Source organism: Domibacillus indicus, assembly GCF_023715895.1.
Classification (GTDB): domain Bacteria; phylum Bacillota; class Bacilli; order Bacillales; family Domibacillaceae; genus Domibacillus; species Domibacillus indicus_A.
Genome location: NZ_JAMBOO010000021.1, coordinates 25,783 through 42,853 on the forward strand (window position 1 = coordinate 25,783; position 17,071 = coordinate 42,853).

The following is a 17,071-nucleotide window of genomic DNA, read 5'->3' on the forward strand; positions in this document are numbered from 1 at the left end:
GGTTCCCCCTTTTGTTTACTGCTTTGGAATGGTAATGGTAAATTGCGCACCGCCAAAGGAGCTTTTCGAAAGATAAAGATCTCCTTTTAGCTTCTGCAGTGTATTTTTCACAATCGCAAGTCCAATTCCGTGATTGTCCCCATCCTTCGTCGTAAATCCTTCTTCAAAAATCCGGTCCTGCTCTTCAGGCGGAATACCCGGACCGTTGTCTTCAATATCAAAAATAAGTTCATGGCCGATATCAGTAAACGAAACACGGACTATCGCTTCTTCTCCCCTTAATCGTACGGCTGCCTCCATTGCATTATCAATCATATTTCCTAACACCGTTACAAACAGCTTGGTGTCAAAAGAAGACGGCACAACGGATAAGTTGCTGTCTTCGTCTATCTGAAAATGGACTTTCATTTCTTTGGAGCGGTGGATTTTGCCAAGAAGACAAGCCGCAATATACGGATCTTTTACAGAGGAAGTTAAAAACACAACGACATCCTGCCGCTCTTTTACTTCGTCCGCTATAAATGACCTTGCTTCCTCATATTGCTCCAACACTATCAACCCATAGATGGTGTTTAATTTATTTAAATACTCATGATTTTGTGCCCGGATGTTGTCGGTAATGCTTTTGACCGCTGACATTTCCTCCTCTATTTTCTCGATTTCTGATACAGGGCGGATCGTTAAAACCGCCCCCTTTGTTTGATTATTCTGCCAAATCGGCGCACCATCCGCTACATAAAGCTGATGCCCAAACAAAAACCGCTGCCGCACAATGCTTGTCTTTTGGTCGATGATCGATTCAGCCATCCCAACGAGGCGGCTGTTTGTTATTTTTCCTTTCTCGCTAATTTGCCCCTCCAGCAGATTTCTCGCTCTTTTGTTGATAGACGTTATGTGATGATCGTTATTTACTGCAATGGTTGCATCCCGAATAGATTCAAGGGTCGCTTCTTTTTCTTTAAATAAAAAAGAAATCTCTTCCGGTTCTAAATTAAAAATCAATTTTTTCACCCGTTTCGCTATCGTAACAGCTCCTGTTACGCCAAATAAACTAATAAACAGGGCGAAACATAGCAGCTTTAACCAATAGGCATTTCTCGCTTTATCTACTTCTGTTGTTAAAAAACCGACAGAAGCCACTCCAATGATTTCTCCATTTTTGTTGTAAATAGGGGCTTTCGCTTTAATGGCTGAACCCGAGATACCTGTCCCTTTGTACACGACAGATTTTCCTGCTGAGAGGCTTTCCCTGCTGCTCGTCCCCATTTTCTTACCGATATGTTTTGTTATGTGATGGGAATAACGGACGTTATGTTTATTGCCGATCACAACATATCCTGCGCCAGTTGATTGCCTGATGTTTTCAGCAATAGGCTGAATGCGCAGAGGCGGATTTGGATCATCAAACGCCTGGATAATCGTTTCATTTTGAGCAGCCATTTTAGCCACTGTCATCGCCTGGCTGCCCAGTGACTTTTCAGCCAAATCTCCCATAAGAGTAAGAAAGATAGCGCTTACAAAAAGAATCGTTAAAAAAACGACCATAGAAATAAGACCAATCATCTGCCCGAGCAGCTTAGGCCGCCTCCAAAGAATCGACATGTAACCTCCCGCTTTCTAATGGAAAAACTCTTTCTTTTATTTATCTCAATCCATAGAACATTGTCAATATTTTGTTCATTTTGTTCACGGTTTTTTATGATTTTCGCATTTCAAATTAGGGAAAAACGGTGTATCTTTGTACGTATAGCATCTATTTTCTGGGGGCCGTTAAAATGAATAACGAAATTCGAATTCTTGGAAAGAAACTGTCTGAGCTAAAATATGAAATTGCCCAGGAAATTCATCAAAGCCTTTCGCATATAACAAGTATTCAAGAAAAAGCCGGCTGGGAGAAGGAACGGGCAATCGAACACCGTGCCCAATTTATTCAAATGTTCGCAGACACTTTAATCGAACAGCCTGACCACGAACTTTCTTTAAAACGCTTTAGCAAATGGGGAGCGAAAACTGGAGAGATCGCCTGCAGCCTGAATGCGCCAATGGATGATGTACTGCAGACGACAACCATATACCGGACGGCTATTTGGGATGTATTAAAGCAGGAAATGAAGCAGAAGCAAATGTCTGTTGAAACGGTTTTTGACAGCATCGCCCTTATCGATCCGCTGCTTGATCAAGCCGTTTATGCGTTAAGCATCACTTATGTGAAGTTTCATCGAGAAGCACTTGAGCAATCGGCTCAGGCACTTTTGGAACTTTCTGTACCGGTTGTGCCGATCACAAAAGGAGTAGCTGTACTTCCGCTGATTGGCAGCATGAACACGGAACGGGCAGCTCTTTTGATGGAAGAAGTACTGCAAAAAGCAGCCAAGCTTACGCTTTCCCACCTTCTACTTGACCTGTCCGGTGTTGTAACGGTTGATACGATGGTTGCCGATCAAATTTTCAAGGTGATCGATGCCTTGTCCCTGCTTGGCGTAAGAGCGTCACTTATTGGTATTCGTCCTGAAGTAGCCCAAACGATGGTGACAATCGGTATTAACGTGGGCGAATTGGATGTAAAAGCAAATTTGGAAGCGGCATTAAAAGATTTGCAGCAGTCCGCCCATTTGTTTTCCTCTTAAAAAGCAATCGAATTCCTTTTCACGATCATCCGGTAAAATTGAAAAAAGGCTGCCTCAATGAAATGAGACAGCCTTTCTTTTTCATTCGTGTGCAGGTAAAAATTCAGTTGTAAACATCTCACTTGTTTTAAAGTCTTCTTTCAGAAGGCCAATCTCAAGCAGCTGTTGTTTCAAGGTGTCCCAGCGCTCTTCTGTCATATAGCCAATACCATGTTCGGCAGCATCCTTGCCGTAAATATATTCGTGCTGCGTTTTCGTTTCAAAATTCAAAGCTTCCAGCGCGATATTCGGGTTTTCTCCAACAATGACTTTATTGATCTCGTCTGAAGATTGTTCGTAAGACTGCCAGCCTTTTATATAAGAAGAAACAAACTTCTGGACGATTTCCTTGTGGCTTTCCAAATAATCTTTTGTTACAAACAGCACAACGTTATAAGGATCATATCCTGACTCGGAAACAAGCATCGTTTCCACCGGTACTTTTTCCTGCTCCATAAAAAACGGCTCGGACGTCACAAAAGACTGGGTCACCGATGTTTTATTGTCGATAAAATTAACATGCTGGCCGTTATAGCCAAGTTCGGTTACCTTGCTGAGGTCATATTTGTTTTTAAGAAAATCCCAATACGTAATGCCCGGTTGAACAAACACTTCCCGTCCATTTAAATCTTCAAAGTCCTGAATGTCTTCTCCCTTATGGTACATAAATGCCTGTGGACTGCCCTGCATGGTGGCGGCGACTGCTACAAGCTCAATGCCTTGATTGCGGGCAATCAGCATTTGGTCGGCATGGGCCAAACCGAATTGGGCATCACCGGCTGCAACAATTTGAACAGGCGATACTTGTGGTCCGCCCGGTTCTACTTCTACATTCAGCCCGTTTTCTTCAAAGGTTCCTTCTTCCAGAGCGCTGTATACACCGCCGTGCTGTGATTTCGGGAACCAGTTTAGAACAAGCTTTACATCTTCTGTTCCCCCGCTTGTATCGGCTGCTTCACTCTCGGTTTCGGTTGCCCTCTCGGATCCGCACGCTGAAAGCAGCAGCCCCATGGCTAATACAGAAGCCAGAACCCCTCTTGTCTTCCATTTTACGTTCTCCATTTTTCTTCCCCCTTGCCGTTTATTTTTCTGATTTCATCGCTGATTCATGCCAGCTGCCAAGAAGCATGTTCGAGAACAAGCTGACAACGAGGTAAAAACCGATGCCAAGAATAGCAGCGGCAATGCCGCATGAAAATAAAAAGGATGTCTTTACTTGAATGGCGGCGACTGTAATTGCATAACCAAGACCTCCGTTTCCACCGCCAATACCCGCTACATACTCTCCAACAATGGCGCCGACAATCGACAGCGTGCATGAAATTTTCAATCCTGTCATGATATACGGCATGGCCGCTGGAATACGCAGCTTCCACATACGCTGCCATTTCGAGGCATTGTAAAGCGTAAACAGCTCATCCATATTTTTATCAACCGAATTAAGCCCCATCAACGTATTGGAGATCACCGGGAAAAATCCGATTAAAAAAGAAATGACCACAATAGAATTGAAGCCGGCCCCAAACCAGATCACAACGATAGGGGCAACAGCCACAACCGGGATGGTCTGCAAAATAATAGCGTACGGATAAATACTCCGCTCTAATATTTTCGAGCTGGCTAAAAACACTGATACCCCAATGCCAATAACTGCACTCAGGAAAAAGCCAATCACTGATTCAAAAATGGTAATGCGGATTGCTTCCGACAGCAGAGCCCAGTCCGAAACGGTTGCTTCCCATACATCCGTCGGCTTCGGCAAAATATAATGCGGCAATCCGAGCGCTAAAGGGATGGCCTGCCAGAGTGTAAGAAACAAAATAAACGCGATCATAGGTCCGAGATAAAGCTCTTTAAAGGTTGAAGCAAATGGCCGCTTTCTCTTAGGCACAGCTGCGAGCATGCTTTGCTGCTTTGTTATTTCCATTTCAGGCATCGCCATTTATACCGTCTCCTTTCGGGATTCATGAGACTCAAGGCTCGCTGAAGCGGTCTCCACATACTTTGAAAACGCCGGTTCTGTTCTCATGCCGAGCTCACGCGGGTAAGGAAGATCCACATCGATAACAGAGGAAAGCCTGCCTGGCCGGGCGGACATTACGGCAATTTTAGAAGACAAAAAAACGGCCTCGTACACATTGTGGGTCACAAACAAAACCGTCATCTCTTCTTTTTTCCAGATATCAAGCAATTCCATTTGAAGCGTCTGGCGGGTCATTTCATCAAGAGCCGCGAACGGTTCATCCATGAGAAGAAGCTTCGGCTTCGCAGCGAGTGCCCGCGCAATCGATACGCGCATTCTCATACCGCCTGAAAGCTGGCGCGGGTAGGAAGTTAAATGGTCTTTTAAGCCGACCATCTCAAGAACTTTTTGAGCGGTTTCTCTCTTTTCTTTTTTGCTGCCTCCACGCAGTTCAAGAGGCAGCAGCACATTGTCCAGCACACTCCTCCACGGAAGCAGGTTTGCATCTTGAAAAACAAAAGCAATGTCATTCGTATGTTTAATCAATTCTTCTGGAGGCTTCCCGAAAACAGATACTTCTCCTGAGGTGGGGGCACCGAGCCCAGCCACCATACGCAGTGCTGTAGATTTACCGCAGCCCGATGGTCCAAGAAAACTGACAAACTCCCCTTCTTTTACCGGAAAATCAAAATGATGAAGAGCAACCGTGCCTGTGTTATACACTTTACTGACATGCTTAAAATAAACAGCCTGCTTTTGGTCCATCGCCATGTCATTCTCTCCTTTCGATCTCTTTATGTAACATCTATTGACATCATAATAAGAGAAATAGCCAAGCTCAATGTGTATGATGACCAAATTTAACAAGGTTAGTTAGAAATAAAAGAAAAAAAGAGTGTAACCCCAATAAGATTACACTCTTTTGCGTCAGATTATCTAACAGAATTTATGAAGAACAAGCCCGCTGAACAGACCGGATGATGCCGCCATACCCTGTGCACCGGCAAAGATTGCCCGAAAAGGCTTCCTGAATCGCCGCTTCATTCGGCTTTGGATTTGATTCAAGCAGGCATTTTGCCGCCATGACCATGCCCGGTGTGCAATAACCGCATTGAAAGCCGCCTTCTTCGAGAAATGCTTCTTGAATAGGATGCACTCCGTTTTGATCAGAAAGCCCTTCAACCGTTTCCACCGAAGCCCCTTCAAGCTGATAAGCGAGTGTCAGGCACGAAACAGACAGTTTACCATTGATCAAAACCGAACAGGCTCCACAGCGTCCGATGCCGCATGAAATTTTTGTGCCGGTTTGACCAAGCTCATTTCGCATTAAATCAACAGCTCTCATAACAGACGGAACGGTTAATTGAACAGGCTTACCATTTAACTGAAAGGACAGCTCTATCACTCCAGCGCCTGCTTTTTCAGGATTGATTTTCATACAGGACACCCCTTTCCATCGACTGCAGCACAGCCTCCGGCTTTACCGGCAGACGGCTGACCCGAAAGCCGATTGCATCGTAGATCGCATTGGCAATTGCCGGCGCTACAGCTACCGTTCCAATTTCTCCAACACCCCGCGGGCCGTAATGATCTCCAGGAGGAAGCGTCTCAATCGCTTCAAGCTCCAGGTCAAACGGTACATCTTGAATGCCTGGAACCAAATAAGAATCGAAGTTTTCTGTCGCATACTGTCCTTCTGTCATCACCACATCTTCCATTAAAGTATAGCCAAGCGCCATTACGCCGCCGCCCTCAATTTGCCCCCTATAGCCCATTTCGTTTACAACAGGGCCGGCTGCTGTAGACTGATGCAGTCCGGTGACTTTTATTCTTCCAGTTAAAATATCAACCTCTGCCTGGGCCACTACACCGCTGTATGTGTATAAGTAGTGAGCCGAGTCTATTGCGTCCGGTGAAACCGGAAAATCAAACTGGGTGGAAACCACAATCGGCTCTTTGCCGGCTGCAAGAGATTCAAAGGAAAGCACGCATTTTCCATTCTTCCAAACACCGCCCGGTCCAATCGAAAGCACATTCTCTTCTGCACCCGTTTTTTGGGCGGCCCGTGCAAGCACCTGCTTTATAAAAGACCCTTTTAACCGCTGAAGTGAATGCCAGACCATACTTGTTCCGCGTGAAGCGGTAGTGGAACCGGACGAAGGAACGAGAGCCGTATCTCCAATGACAATGGAAAGGTCTTCTTTTCGGCATCCTAATTCTTCTATTGTCACCGCTTCAATCACAGCCAGAATTCCCTGCCCCGCTTCTTCAAATCCAAAGGCAATTTCAATCTTTCCATTTTCTTTTAAAGAAAGCCGCCCGCCGGCAGGGTCCATTCTCCCAAAGCCAAGCCCGCCGCCGTGCATCGTTACAGCCATGCCGATACCGGTCCGCTTCCACTCGCTCGCTTTCGGCATCTGCTGCTTTTTCGCCTGGTATACTTGAGCTGCCGACTCTAATACCTCTAAAGCACCATTTGTCTGGACAATCCGCTGCCCGAGCGGTCCAAGGTCCTGTTCATGGCGGATATTAAGCCGCCGCAGCTCCAGGGCATCCATCCCGATTGCAGCAGCCAGCCGGTCCATCTGCCCTTCCAATGCAAAAGTAATCTGATTGCCTCCAAATCCACGAAACTCCCCGGAAACACCATTGTTTGTAAAAACAGAGACACCCTTTGTGTCTACTGCCTCAATCATGTACGGGCCACATGCGTGCTCAACAGCGAAGTCTAAAATTGCCGGTCCTAATGTAGCGTAGGCCCCTGTATCGGCTGTAATCGTTGTTTGATGGGCAAGCAGCCGCCCATTTTGATCGACGCCGGTTTTCATTGTAATGCTCATCGGGTGCCGTTTAATGCTTGAACGCATGGATTCCTGCCTTGTTTGGTGAATTTTCACCGGCCTGCCTGTTGCAAGCGCAAGCAGCGCCCCATACGGCTGAATATTCAATTCATCTTTTCCACCGAATGAGCCGCCCATCGGACTGGAAATAATCCGAATTTTTTCTTCCGGCATGCCTAAAATACGAGATAATTGAAACCGGTCTTTAAAACCGTGCTGCGTACCGACATATACTGTCAGCGCCCCGTCTTTTTCAGGCACGATAACGCCGCCTTCTGTTTCCATATAAGCATGAAGCTGCCGGGGAACTTCATATGTTTCTTCTACAATGTTTACGCATCGCGAAAATGCTGTTTGGATATCGCCTTTTTGAAAGCCGGCACGGTGAAGGATATTGCCGCCTGGGTGAAGGAGAGGAGCCGACTTGGCCAATGCTTTTTCTGGACTGTCCACTACAGGAAGCGGTTCATAGTGCACCTCGATCAGTTCAAGCGCTCGTGCAGCAATTTCTACCGACTCTGCAGCAACAGCTGCAACCGCATCTCCCACATACCGAACTGTATCTTTACATAAAACCGGCTGATCCGGGGTAACGATGCCAAATCCGTTTAAGGCAGGCACGTCTTCGTGGGTAATAACCGCCTGTACACCTGGCAGCTGACGGGCTTTCTCTGTGGAGAGGGAGAGGATACGGGCATGAGGGTAAGCGCTTCTTAGCACTTTTGCCCAGAGCATCTCTGGAAATGTAAGATCCGTTAAATATTTTAAGCGGCCTGTTACTTTCTCTTTGCCGTCCGGCCGAATTTTTTTCTTCATAGCCAATCTCCTTTCCCATTTTTATCGGTCAGATCGCAAAGCCGCTAACAGCAGATTGGCTGCGACGATGCGACGGTAATCCGCTGAGGCGAACACATCACCGATCAAAGCCGATTCTTCTTTGATACTTTCTGACAGTGACGCCAGCACATCATCCGTCAGTTCCTTTCCAATGAGCTCTCTCTCACACATCTTCAAACGACGCGGTGTGTTTACTCCGCCGCCCGCCACCATCCGAATTTCTTTAATGGTCTGCTCATCTGTCATTTCTCTGTACATGGCAACCGTCACAACAGATGGAATAAACGCTTCTCTCCGTCCGACTTTCCGAAAAAAACAGCGCCCTTTTATAGGAGAAGAAACCGTAATATCCGTTAAAATGGCGGATGCTGCCGGAGATTCCTGCTCACTTACATAATCATATATCCATTCAGACCGAATGCCGTTTTCACAAAACCACGAAAGGCGCGCATCAAGTGCCAGTAAGACCGGAATGGCATCACCGACGCCATAAAGGATATTGCCGCCGATTGTACCCCGGTTACGCACAGCTGGCGAGGCAATGGTGCTGATCGCTTCTGATAAAACCGGGCACTTTTCTTTTACAAGCGGATGATTCCGGCACGTTTCCAGGTCGGTCAGCGCCCCTATTCTGATCGAACCGTCGACCGTTTCCTCAATGTCTGCGAGTTCCCGAATCCCTTCCAGGCTGATTAAATGAGGAGGAAAGGATAGGCCCTGCTCCCGCTGCATTTGCATAAGTGTTCCACCCGCAATAAACCGCGATATTCCGTCAAGCTCTTTCTTTAAAGACCTCGCTTCCTCCAGACTCTGTGGCTGCCAGACAGATGTTGGCACCGGCATTTGCATTGTCATTCCATCCCCTCCCGGCCACTTGTTTATAGTCCTGCATCGTATCAATATCAAAAAAAGAACGGGATTCTTGGCAATCAATCATTCGTCCGTGCCGCGCAAAAGAAGGCTGCTTCAGCAAACTGCCCGCTCCCCGGTCTCCCTTTAACTCCTGCAGCACAGGGAAACAGCCGTTCGAGAAAAGAACAGGCGGGCGCGGAATACCATCCAGACAAGCCGCCACAAAAGGAGCCTTTGTTTTTTTGTAGGTGTGGACGATTTGATTGATTAATTCCACCCTGGTAAACGGCTGGTCTGCCAAAAGAATCACCGCTGCCTGCGCATTCATTTGTTCTGCGGCCCTCAAGCCAAATGAAAGTGTATGCGCCTGCCCGCGGCTGGCTTCATCACAGACGGCATACGACCAATTCTCTTGTTTAAAAAAAGCGGGCCCAATCCAGCCGGCCCGGCTCTCTCTCTTTCCCGCCACAATAACATGATCCAGTGCCGAGGAAAGAGCCGCATCGAGCGAAGTACTGCCAATCGTGGCACCGCCAAGCGGCAGCGCCAGCTTATCGCACCCCATCCGAACACTATTTCCGGCAGCAAGCAAAATACCAACAATCGGCCTGCTCATAAACAAGCTGCTTCCCGCAGCTGAATGGAATGGCTCACTTGAATCAGCTGAGCGACAATACTAATCGCAATTTCTTCGGCTCCCTGCGCTCCAATTGACAAGCCGGCCGGAGAAGCAATCCGTGAAGGAATGGCATCAGCCCCAAACAAGCGGGCTGTTCTTTTTCGGGAACCGAGAATACCAAAATACCGAAGCTCCTGCTCCCTTAACGCCTCAATCAGCTCCCGGTCCCGTTTAAAGTTATGCGTCATCACGACCACACAGTCTTCTGGTTTTAAAGCGATAGAAGAAAGCACTTCGTTCGGAAAACCGACCATGTGTTTTTCAGCATCAGGAAAATGAAAAGCCGAACAAAACGCCGGGCGCCAGTCGGAAACGGTAACCGAAAAGCCAGCGGCCGCTGCGAACGAAACGAGCGGCCGCGCATCTGGTCCTGCCCCAAATACAACAAGCCGCCGCTTTGGATGAATTTTGTGTACATACACTTCACTGTCGAGCGCTTTACTAAAAAACATGCCACGCTCAATAACCCGGCAGTCGTCTGGTACTTCCCCCTCCCACTGACCAAACGCACGTCCCGAATCGGGAATAAAAAGGTAACCGGGGCGGACGCCGCGCTTTTTAATCATAAAAACGGACTGTCCGGACCTTAGCACTTCTTTTAACTGCAATAGGTGGGCCGTATACTCTTCATCCAGCCGTTCTGTCCATACATGAATAACCCCGTTGCAGCCCGAGCCCTCTCCCCAGGAAAAATCATCCTCACCGCGCATATCGTATACAAATTCGCCGTACGGCTGATCCACTGTTTTCAGCCGTTCATTCAAATCTTCTTCCAGGCAGCCCGCACTAAGCAGGCCGACCTGCGTGCCATCCGGTTTAAACAGCATCGCTGCTCCTTCTTTTTTATAAGCAGAGCCTGCGACTTTAACGACCGCCGCCATTACACCACCAACAGTGGAGGCATCCATGGCATCAAGCAATTCATGAATATCTTCCATATCGTTTCCCTCCAGTGTATAGTCCAAAAAAGGGCACTGGTTCAAAAAAATCACAGCCCCCTTCTCACTTCTTCTATTCTTAAATTGGGCTGATGAAAGAGGCGGGTCCGCCCAGCCGTCCTTGAGTTTCATTTAAAACCCGGATGGTCACGGCTGGCATGCGCTGGGTTCTTCCTGGATGACAATGTCTTCAATTCGGAATCTGGCTATTTTAAACACTTCTGCTAAGGCTGTTTCAAATTCCGTTTCCTTATCGTTTTGAAGACGCTGCTTCATCTGAACGCAGATTTCTTCTTTTGTTTTGCCTTGCACTGCCATGATAAAAGGAAAAGAGAACTTTTGGGTGTATGCCTCATTTAACAGAGAAAACTGATTAAATTCCTCTTTGGACAAAGAAGCCAGCCCGGCAGCTTTCTGCTCTTTCACAGAAGCGTCGGTCATTTTCATATTTGCCCCAAGATTCGGATGGTTTCGAAGCAGAGCCAGCTGATCGGAACGAGACGCTTCCTGAACAAAAGCGGTCATCTTATCACATAGAGTTTGCACAGACTCAAATGGACGATCCCGCACCGCCTGTTCCGCTACCCAAAGTGAATGTTCAAATACGCTGCCGAAGTGCTGGACGAACATCACTTTTTTCATTTCGTTTACTGCTTTCATAGTCAGCACTTCCCTCACGCCCTTTCCTAACTTAAATGTGTAATAAATAATAACATATGATTAGTTTACAAGGAAAATTATGTGTTGTCACTGGCTTAAATGACCAAAATATTAGATTTTTTTCTTCTTTTTCACAATTTATTAATAATTTGTGTTATATAATATTACACAATATAAATTTTTAGGGAGTGTTTCAGTTGAAATTACAAACCTTGCTTGCCCACGCTCCTTTTCAAGATATTCCATTAGCTGCGGGCGCCAGAGGGATGGCAAATGATATTACGAATGTGACGATGATGGATGCTCCGGATATTCTCCCTTATTTAAAGTCGAACGACCTGCTCGTGACAACCGGTTATCACGTTAAAGATAAGCCAGGCGAGCTGATCAGCTTGATTGAGCAAATGGCCCAGAAAAACTGCGCTGCCCTTTTTATTAAAACAAAGCGTTTTTTCGGCCACCTTCCAAAAGAAGCAATCCAGCTCGCAGATCAGCTTGGGTTTCCGATTGTTGAAATTCCTGAAAACTGGTCACTCGGTGAAACCGTCAATCAAATGCTTAATATTATTTTAGATAAGAGAACGAGCGAGCTTCGGGGCGCAATCGAAACGCACAAGCTGTTTTCAAGCCATATCATAAGCGGAAAAGGATTAAATGCGCTGCTTGCAAACTTAACAGAGCTTACCAGCCACCAGGCTTTTTTATCGACAGTGTACTTTTCTGCCATTGCCGGCGATCATTCGCTGGCTGAAGCTTTTTTGCCGTTTAAGAAATGGGCGTCTAAGCACGGCTCTTTTCTGCCGGCCGGCTCTGCTTTTACCATGTTCAGCACGCTGGACCAGAAAGAGAGCTACACACTGTTTCCCGTTTACACACACGAGAAAAAAGCTGCCCTGCTTTTGCTCAAAGGCTTTGTTTATCCAACAGAGCAGGTGAAACTTCTTACGATCGAACAGGCACTCAATGTGATCTCATTTGAGCTGTTGAAAGAAGAAGCCGTAAAACAGTCTACCCGCCGTATTCGCAATGAGTTTTTCTCCAATTTTTTAGATGACGCTTTTTCAAGCGAAGAGGAAACGATCAGCCGTGCAAAAGAATTCGACCTGCCTTTAAAACAAAAATACGTGTGCGCGGTTGGCCGAATCGATGCACCGGAAGAAGAATGGTCTTATTACACGAACCAGAAGGAACTGGATGAAGTCTATTATTTTTTCGAAAAAGAACTGCACACAATGGATATTCCCTGCGATTTATTTACAAAAGGAGACACCGTAATCATTCTGTCAAAAGTACCCGATCATATGAAAGACACCCAGTTATTTACGGCTTCTTTTTTAGAAAAGCTGCAAAGCCGGCTCAGTCGGGAACATAACATGACCATTTCTTTTGGTGTCAGTCATCTATGCTCGTCTCTCCTATTTGTCCGGCAGGGGTATAAAGAAGCGCGCGATGCCTTAAAAACAAACCGGCTGTCCAGCGGCCCCTCCTCCATTCACTTCCACCGGACAAAGGATGTAAACGAGCTGCTGCGGATGCTCCCGCCAAAAGACTTAAGCCAGTTTTATAAACACACAGTTCAGCACTTAAAGCTGAATAATCTAGAAGAAGAAAGGTCACTGCTGGAGACACTGTTTGTTTATATGGAAAGCCATTGCCATATTTCCGAAACGGCCAAGCGGCTGTTTGTCCACCGTAACACAGTTGTATACCGGCTGGAGAAATGTGAAGAGCTGCTCGGTATTTCGTTGAAAGACCCCGATTTTTCCCTGCAGGTCCGCCTCGCCCTCCGTATCAAACACCTGCTGAATGCTTAAAAAAGCCCGGGAGCTGTCCCTGGCTTTTTTATATGCAGTTAATCCTAATGTTGGTCCGTTTTTTTCGTCTAGAGAAAGCGAAATGGCTCTTCATTGGACAACAGTTTTTAGCCTTACACTTCCCTCCTGATCATTCACTTGAATGAATCGTGTTTTTCGCAATACAGAAAAAACAATGTAAGGTTTTCTTCCACTTTAGTTGAAGCGTCTCCCGCTTCCTCTTATTCTAATGATAAGATACCTTTTTCGTATATCCCCAGCGATACGGGCTGGGGGTCTCTACTTGGGACCGTAAATTCCAGGCTACGAAAAATCAGCATGGGCGCTGGTTTTTTCGTGGCTTTTTTTATTGACTGGGAGGGATGGAGATGGGAAGTTTACTTATTAAAAATGCTCAAATCGTAACGATGAATGCGCAGGAAGAGATTATAAACGGAGATATTCTCATTCGGGACAGCCGGATTGAAGCAGTCAGACCGGCTTTGGACGAAACGCCGGCTGACCGTGTGATTGACGCTTCAGGCCGAACCGTGATCCCCGGCTTTGTTCAAACCCATGTGCACCTATGCCAAACACTGTTTCGCGGCAAAGGTGATGACCTTGAATTGATGGACTGGCTGAAAAAGCGGATTTGGCCGCTTGAAGCGTCCCATGATGAAGAATCTGTTTATTATTCGGCGATGCTTGGGATCGGCGAGCTTCTGCAAAGCGGCACAACCACGATCGTCGACATGGAAACCGTTCATCATACCGATTCTGCATTTCGTGCGATTGCCCAAAGCGGTATTCGTGCGCTCTCCGGTAAAGTTATGATGGATAAAGGCAGTGAAGTGCCGCTTGCCCTGCAGGAAAACACAGCAGCATCCATCCAAGAAAGCGTGGACCTGCTGGAGAAATGGCATATGTACGACAGCGGGCGTATCCAATATGCTTTTTCACCGCGCTTTGTCGTTTCCTGTACAGAGGAATTATTGAAAGAGGTACAAAAACTGTCCGTCCACTACAACGTTCATGTGCATACCCATGCTTCTGAAAACAGGGGGGAAATCGCTATTGTTGAGCAGGAAACCGGGATGCGCAATGTTATATATCTCGATCATCTCGGTCTTGCCAACGAACGGCTTATCCTGGCCCACTGCATCTGGCTGGACGAAGAAGAAAAGCGGATTATCCGGGAGAAAGGTGTGCATGTCAGCCATTGTCCGGGCTCGAACTTAAAGCTTGCATCCGGTATTGCCGATGTTCCTGAGCTGCTTGATGCCGGTTCATCCGTAAGCCTTGGAGCAGACGGTGCTCCGTGCAACAACAACCTCGATATGTTCAATGAAATGCGTCTTGCCGCCTTGATTCAAAAACCGATCCACGGTCCAACCAGCATGAACGCCCGCACCGTTTTCCGCATGGCTACAATCGGCGGCGCCCGGGCTGTTGGACTGGGGCATGAAATCGGCAGTATTGAAGCCGGAAAAAGGGCAGATCTGGTGATGTTAAACTTAAATCATTTCCATACCTTCCCTTCTTACGATGTAGATCCCATCTCACGCATCGTTTATTCGGCTACCCGTGCAGATGTGGAAACGACCATTGTCGACGGGCGAATTGTCATGGAAAACGGCATGATGAAAACGATCGACAAAACGACTGTGCTAAGAGAAGCAGATGCATCAATTAAACGGCTGCTCAAAAAAACAACAATCATGCATTAAACTCATCCAAAAAGCGATTCGGCCAAAGATTTCGGCCGAACCGCTTTTTGCCTGTTAGAACAAGTCAGCTCTCCTCGCGAATCCACACGGCCATTTCACCCGGCTCGCGGTTGCACCAGGAAAAGTAAGGAATCGCTTTGATAGAAACACCAACAGAGTGCTTATGAACGGGCTGATATAATGCCTCTCCCCATAACTCTTCCCTTTCCCGGACACCTTCTCCCTCGATCACAACGACTCCGCCAAGTACATCCGGCTTGAACGCAGCAGAAAACACAGAATGCTTATTTATTTTAATCGAAGACAGCTCTTTTCCGTTATCTGCTTCCTCCAGGCAGTATACGACCGGTCCGCGCTGCAAAGCGGCTTTCCCGGCGTTTTCTTTTACTTTTGGATTCGCCCGGATTTTTTCTACCGGCATAGGAAACAGAAGCTCAATTTGATCTCCCTGCATCCACTTACGCTTCAAATATACGTAACCTCTTTTTATAAAAGCCTCATAATCTATTTTTTCACCATTTACTCGAAGTTCAGCCTGTTTACACCAGCCCGGAATGCGAAGCGCAACGGTAAAAGTCCCCTCCTCATCAGGCATAACTGTCAGCTTCACGGTTTCATCCCACGGATAGCTTGTTTCCTGATGGATCGTGACCTGTTGTCCATTGAGTTCAACAGCCGCTTTATTGCCTGCATACAGGTGTACGTGCAATTCATCCTGCCGGACTGTATACATATATTGGCCAATTGATGAAAGCAAGCGTGCCAAATTAGGTGGACAGCATGCACAGCTGAACCATTTTTGCCGGACGGTTTTAACGTGATGGTGATCCTGGCGGTAACGGCTTGTCTCGGGCTTTACCTCCAGCGGATTCACATAAAAAAACTTTTTTCCATCCAAGTCCATTCCGCTGATCGTTCCGTTGTAAAGAGCCCGCTCCATCACATCGGCATACTTTGCGTCTGCCTGGAGTTCAAGCATTCTCTTTGCCCAGAAAACGAGGCCAATCGACGCGCACGTTTCCGTATAAGCAGTGCCGTTCGGAAGGTCATAGTCAGTTGAAAATGCTTCGCCAAATTCCATTGATCCAATGCCGGCAGTAATGTACATTTGTTTCGTCGTGACATTCTCCCATAAATCCTCACACGCTTTTTTTAATGTTTCATCATTCAGTCTAAGCGCAAGGTCTGCCATCGCCGTGTACATATACATCGCCCGGACAGCATGCCCAACCGCTTTTTTTTGCTTCCGGGCTGGCACATGGGCTTGGTGGTAGCCATAGCTTTCATTCCAAAAAAACGGACGATTATCCCCTCGCTTTTCTCTTTCCACATCAAAAAAGTGCGGCTGCTGCCCGCGTTCGTCAATAAAATAGCGGCTTAAATTCAAATACTTTTGATCACCTGTCACATCATACAGCTTCACAAGCGCCAGCTCGATTTCCTGGTGCCCGTCGTACCCGCGGATTTTGCTCTCTTCCCGGCCAAACGTTTCATCAATATAATCGGCAAATCGGCACATCATATCCAAAAAGGCTTTTTTTCCAGTCGCCCGGTAATAAGCTACGGCTGCTTCCATCATATGGCCGGCACAATAAAGCTCGTGCTGGTCCCGCAGATTGCTCCAGCGCCCATTTGGCTCCTTTACCGTAAAATATGTGTTCAAGTAGCCATCTTTTTGCTGTGCCCGGCCAATTAAAGCAATGACCTCGTCTGCCGCCTGCTCCAGCACTTCATCCCGTTCATTTTCCAAACAGAATGCTGCTGCTTCAAGCCATTTCGCTACATCACTGTCTTGAAAAACGAAACCGTGAAACTCGCCCGCCGCTTCTCCCGCGGCGATTTTAAAGTTTTGGATTGCGCGGCTCGGCACAGCACCTGGAATCCGATCGTTTAATGCTTCCCACTGATAAGGGAGAACTTCCCTCCGGACCACATCCATATACCGCTTCCAGAACGAATCTGTTACTTGAACAGATACATCGTTTTTCATTTTTGTATGCGCCATTTTCATCCTCCATTTTTGTATCGCGTTTGGTTCAATGATTAGCTAAAACTGACCTTATCCATTCATCCCTTTTGTTCGAAAAGCGCTTTCAATAGAAATCTTGTTCAAAGA

Annotated in this window: 14 protein-coding genes and 1 riboswitch; of the genes, 3 read left to right on the forward strand and 11 right to left on the reverse strand. The window is 46.9% G+C overall.

Annotated elements, in window-relative coordinates:
* Positions 1-15: 15 nt before the first annotated feature.
* A complete protein-coding gene (locus M3221_RS19915; RefSeq protein ID WP_251273450.1) occupies positions 16-1,602 on the reverse strand; it encodes an ATP-binding protein in 1,587 nt (528 codons plus the stop codon).
* A gap of 173 nt (positions 1,603-1,775) precedes the next feature.
* On the opposite strand from M3221_RS19915, the gene M3221_RS19920 reads away from it, so the two are divergent.
* Positions 1,776-2,627 carry an STAS domain-containing protein gene (locus tag M3221_RS19920; RefSeq protein ID WP_251273451.1) on the forward strand — a complete coding sequence of 284 codons (852 nt, stop codon included), beginning with the start codon at positions 1,776-1,778 and terminating at the stop codon, positions 2,625-2,627.
* 81 nt (positions 2,628-2,708) lie between these two features.
* On the opposite strand, the gene M3221_RS19925 is transcribed toward M3221_RS19920, so the two are convergent.
* The 9 genes from M3221_RS19925 to uraD form a co-directional block, all read right to left on the reverse strand.
* Positions 2,709-3,728, reverse strand: a complete 1,020-nt coding sequence (locus M3221_RS19925; RefSeq protein ID WP_251273452.1) for an ABC transporter substrate-binding protein — start codon at positions 3,726-3,728, stop codon at positions 2,709-2,711.
* Between the two features lie 19 nt (positions 3,729-3,747).
* Positions 3,748-4,608: an ABC transporter permease gene (locus tag M3221_RS19930; RefSeq protein WP_396395110.1), complete on the reverse strand. Its 861-nt coding sequence runs from the start codon at positions 4,606-4,608 to the stop codon at positions 3,748-3,750.
* The gene (locus tag M3221_RS19935; RefSeq protein WP_251273453.1) at positions 4,609-5,400 is read right to left on the reverse strand and encodes an ABC transporter ATP-binding protein; all 792 of its coding nucleotides are present in this window, start codon (positions 5,398-5,400) and stop codon (positions 4,609-4,611) included. It lies immediately after the preceding gene.
* A gap of 175 nt (positions 5,401-5,575) precedes the next feature.
* Positions 5,576-6,067, reverse strand: coding sequence for a (2Fe-2S)-binding protein (locus M3221_RS19940; RefSeq protein WP_251273454.1), 492 nt, complete (start codon positions 6,065-6,067; stop codon positions 5,576-5,578).
* Positions 6,051-8,285: a xanthine dehydrogenase subunit D gene (gene pucD / locus M3221_RS19945; protein WP_251273455.1), complete on the reverse strand. Its 2,235-nt coding sequence runs from the start codon at positions 8,283-8,285 to the stop codon at positions 6,051-6,053. The genes M3221_RS19940 and pucD overlap by 17 nt, the downstream gene beginning before the upstream one ends.
* A gap of 21 nt (positions 8,286-8,306) precedes the next feature.
* Positions 8,307-9,161 carry an FAD binding domain-containing protein gene (locus M3221_RS19950; RefSeq protein WP_251273456.1) on the reverse strand — a complete coding sequence of 285 codons (855 nt, stop codon included), beginning with the start codon at positions 9,159-9,161 and terminating at the stop codon, positions 8,307-8,309.
* A complete protein-coding gene (locus M3221_RS19955) occupies positions 9,079-9,774 on the reverse strand; it encodes an NTP transferase domain-containing protein (protein ID WP_251273457.1) in 696 nt (231 codons plus the stop codon). The genes M3221_RS19950 and M3221_RS19955 overlap by 83 nt, the downstream gene beginning before the upstream one ends.
* On the reverse strand, positions 9,771-10,775 hold the full coding sequence (locus M3221_RS19960; RefSeq protein WP_251273458.1) for an XdhC family protein: 1,005 nt from the start codon (positions 10,773-10,775) through the stop codon (positions 9,771-9,773). Before M3221_RS19960 ends, M3221_RS19955 begins: the two co-directional genes overlap by 4 nt.
* A gap of 147 nt (positions 10,776-10,922) precedes the next feature.
* Entirely contained in the window at positions 10,923-11,435 is a 513-nt protein-coding gene (gene uraD / locus M3221_RS19965; protein ID WP_251273459.1) for a 2-oxo-4-hydroxy-4-carboxy-5-ureidoimidazoline decarboxylase, read from the reverse strand.
* Positions 11,436-11,632: 197 nt separating this feature from the next.
* Here uraD and M3221_RS19970 point away from each other — a divergent pair, with 197 nt between their 5' ends.
* Together M3221_RS19970 and M3221_RS19975 are read left to right on the forward strand one after the other, a co-directional pair.
* Positions 11,633-13,249 (forward strand): PucR family transcriptional regulator, encoded by a 1,617-nt coding sequence (locus tag M3221_RS19970; RefSeq protein WP_251273460.1) that lies wholly within the window; start codon positions 11,633-11,635, stop codon positions 13,247-13,249.
* 226 nt (positions 13,250-13,475) lie between these two features.
* A riboswitch (purine riboswitch) is annotated at positions 13,476-13,575 on the forward strand.
* Positions 13,576-13,617: 42 nt separating this feature from the next.
* On the forward strand, positions 13,618-14,955 hold the full coding sequence (locus tag M3221_RS19975) for a 5'-deoxyadenosine deaminase (RefSeq protein ID WP_251273461.1): 1,338 nt from the start codon (positions 13,618-13,620) through the stop codon (positions 14,953-14,955).
* Positions 14,956-15,019: 64 nt separating this feature from the next.
* Here the strand turns inward: M3221_RS19975 and M3221_RS19980 are convergent, their stop codons facing one another.
* Entirely contained in the window at positions 15,020-16,960 is a 1,941-nt protein-coding gene (locus M3221_RS19980) for a glycoside hydrolase family 127 protein (protein WP_251273462.1), read from the reverse strand.
* Positions 16,961-17,071: the final 111 nt, after the last annotated feature.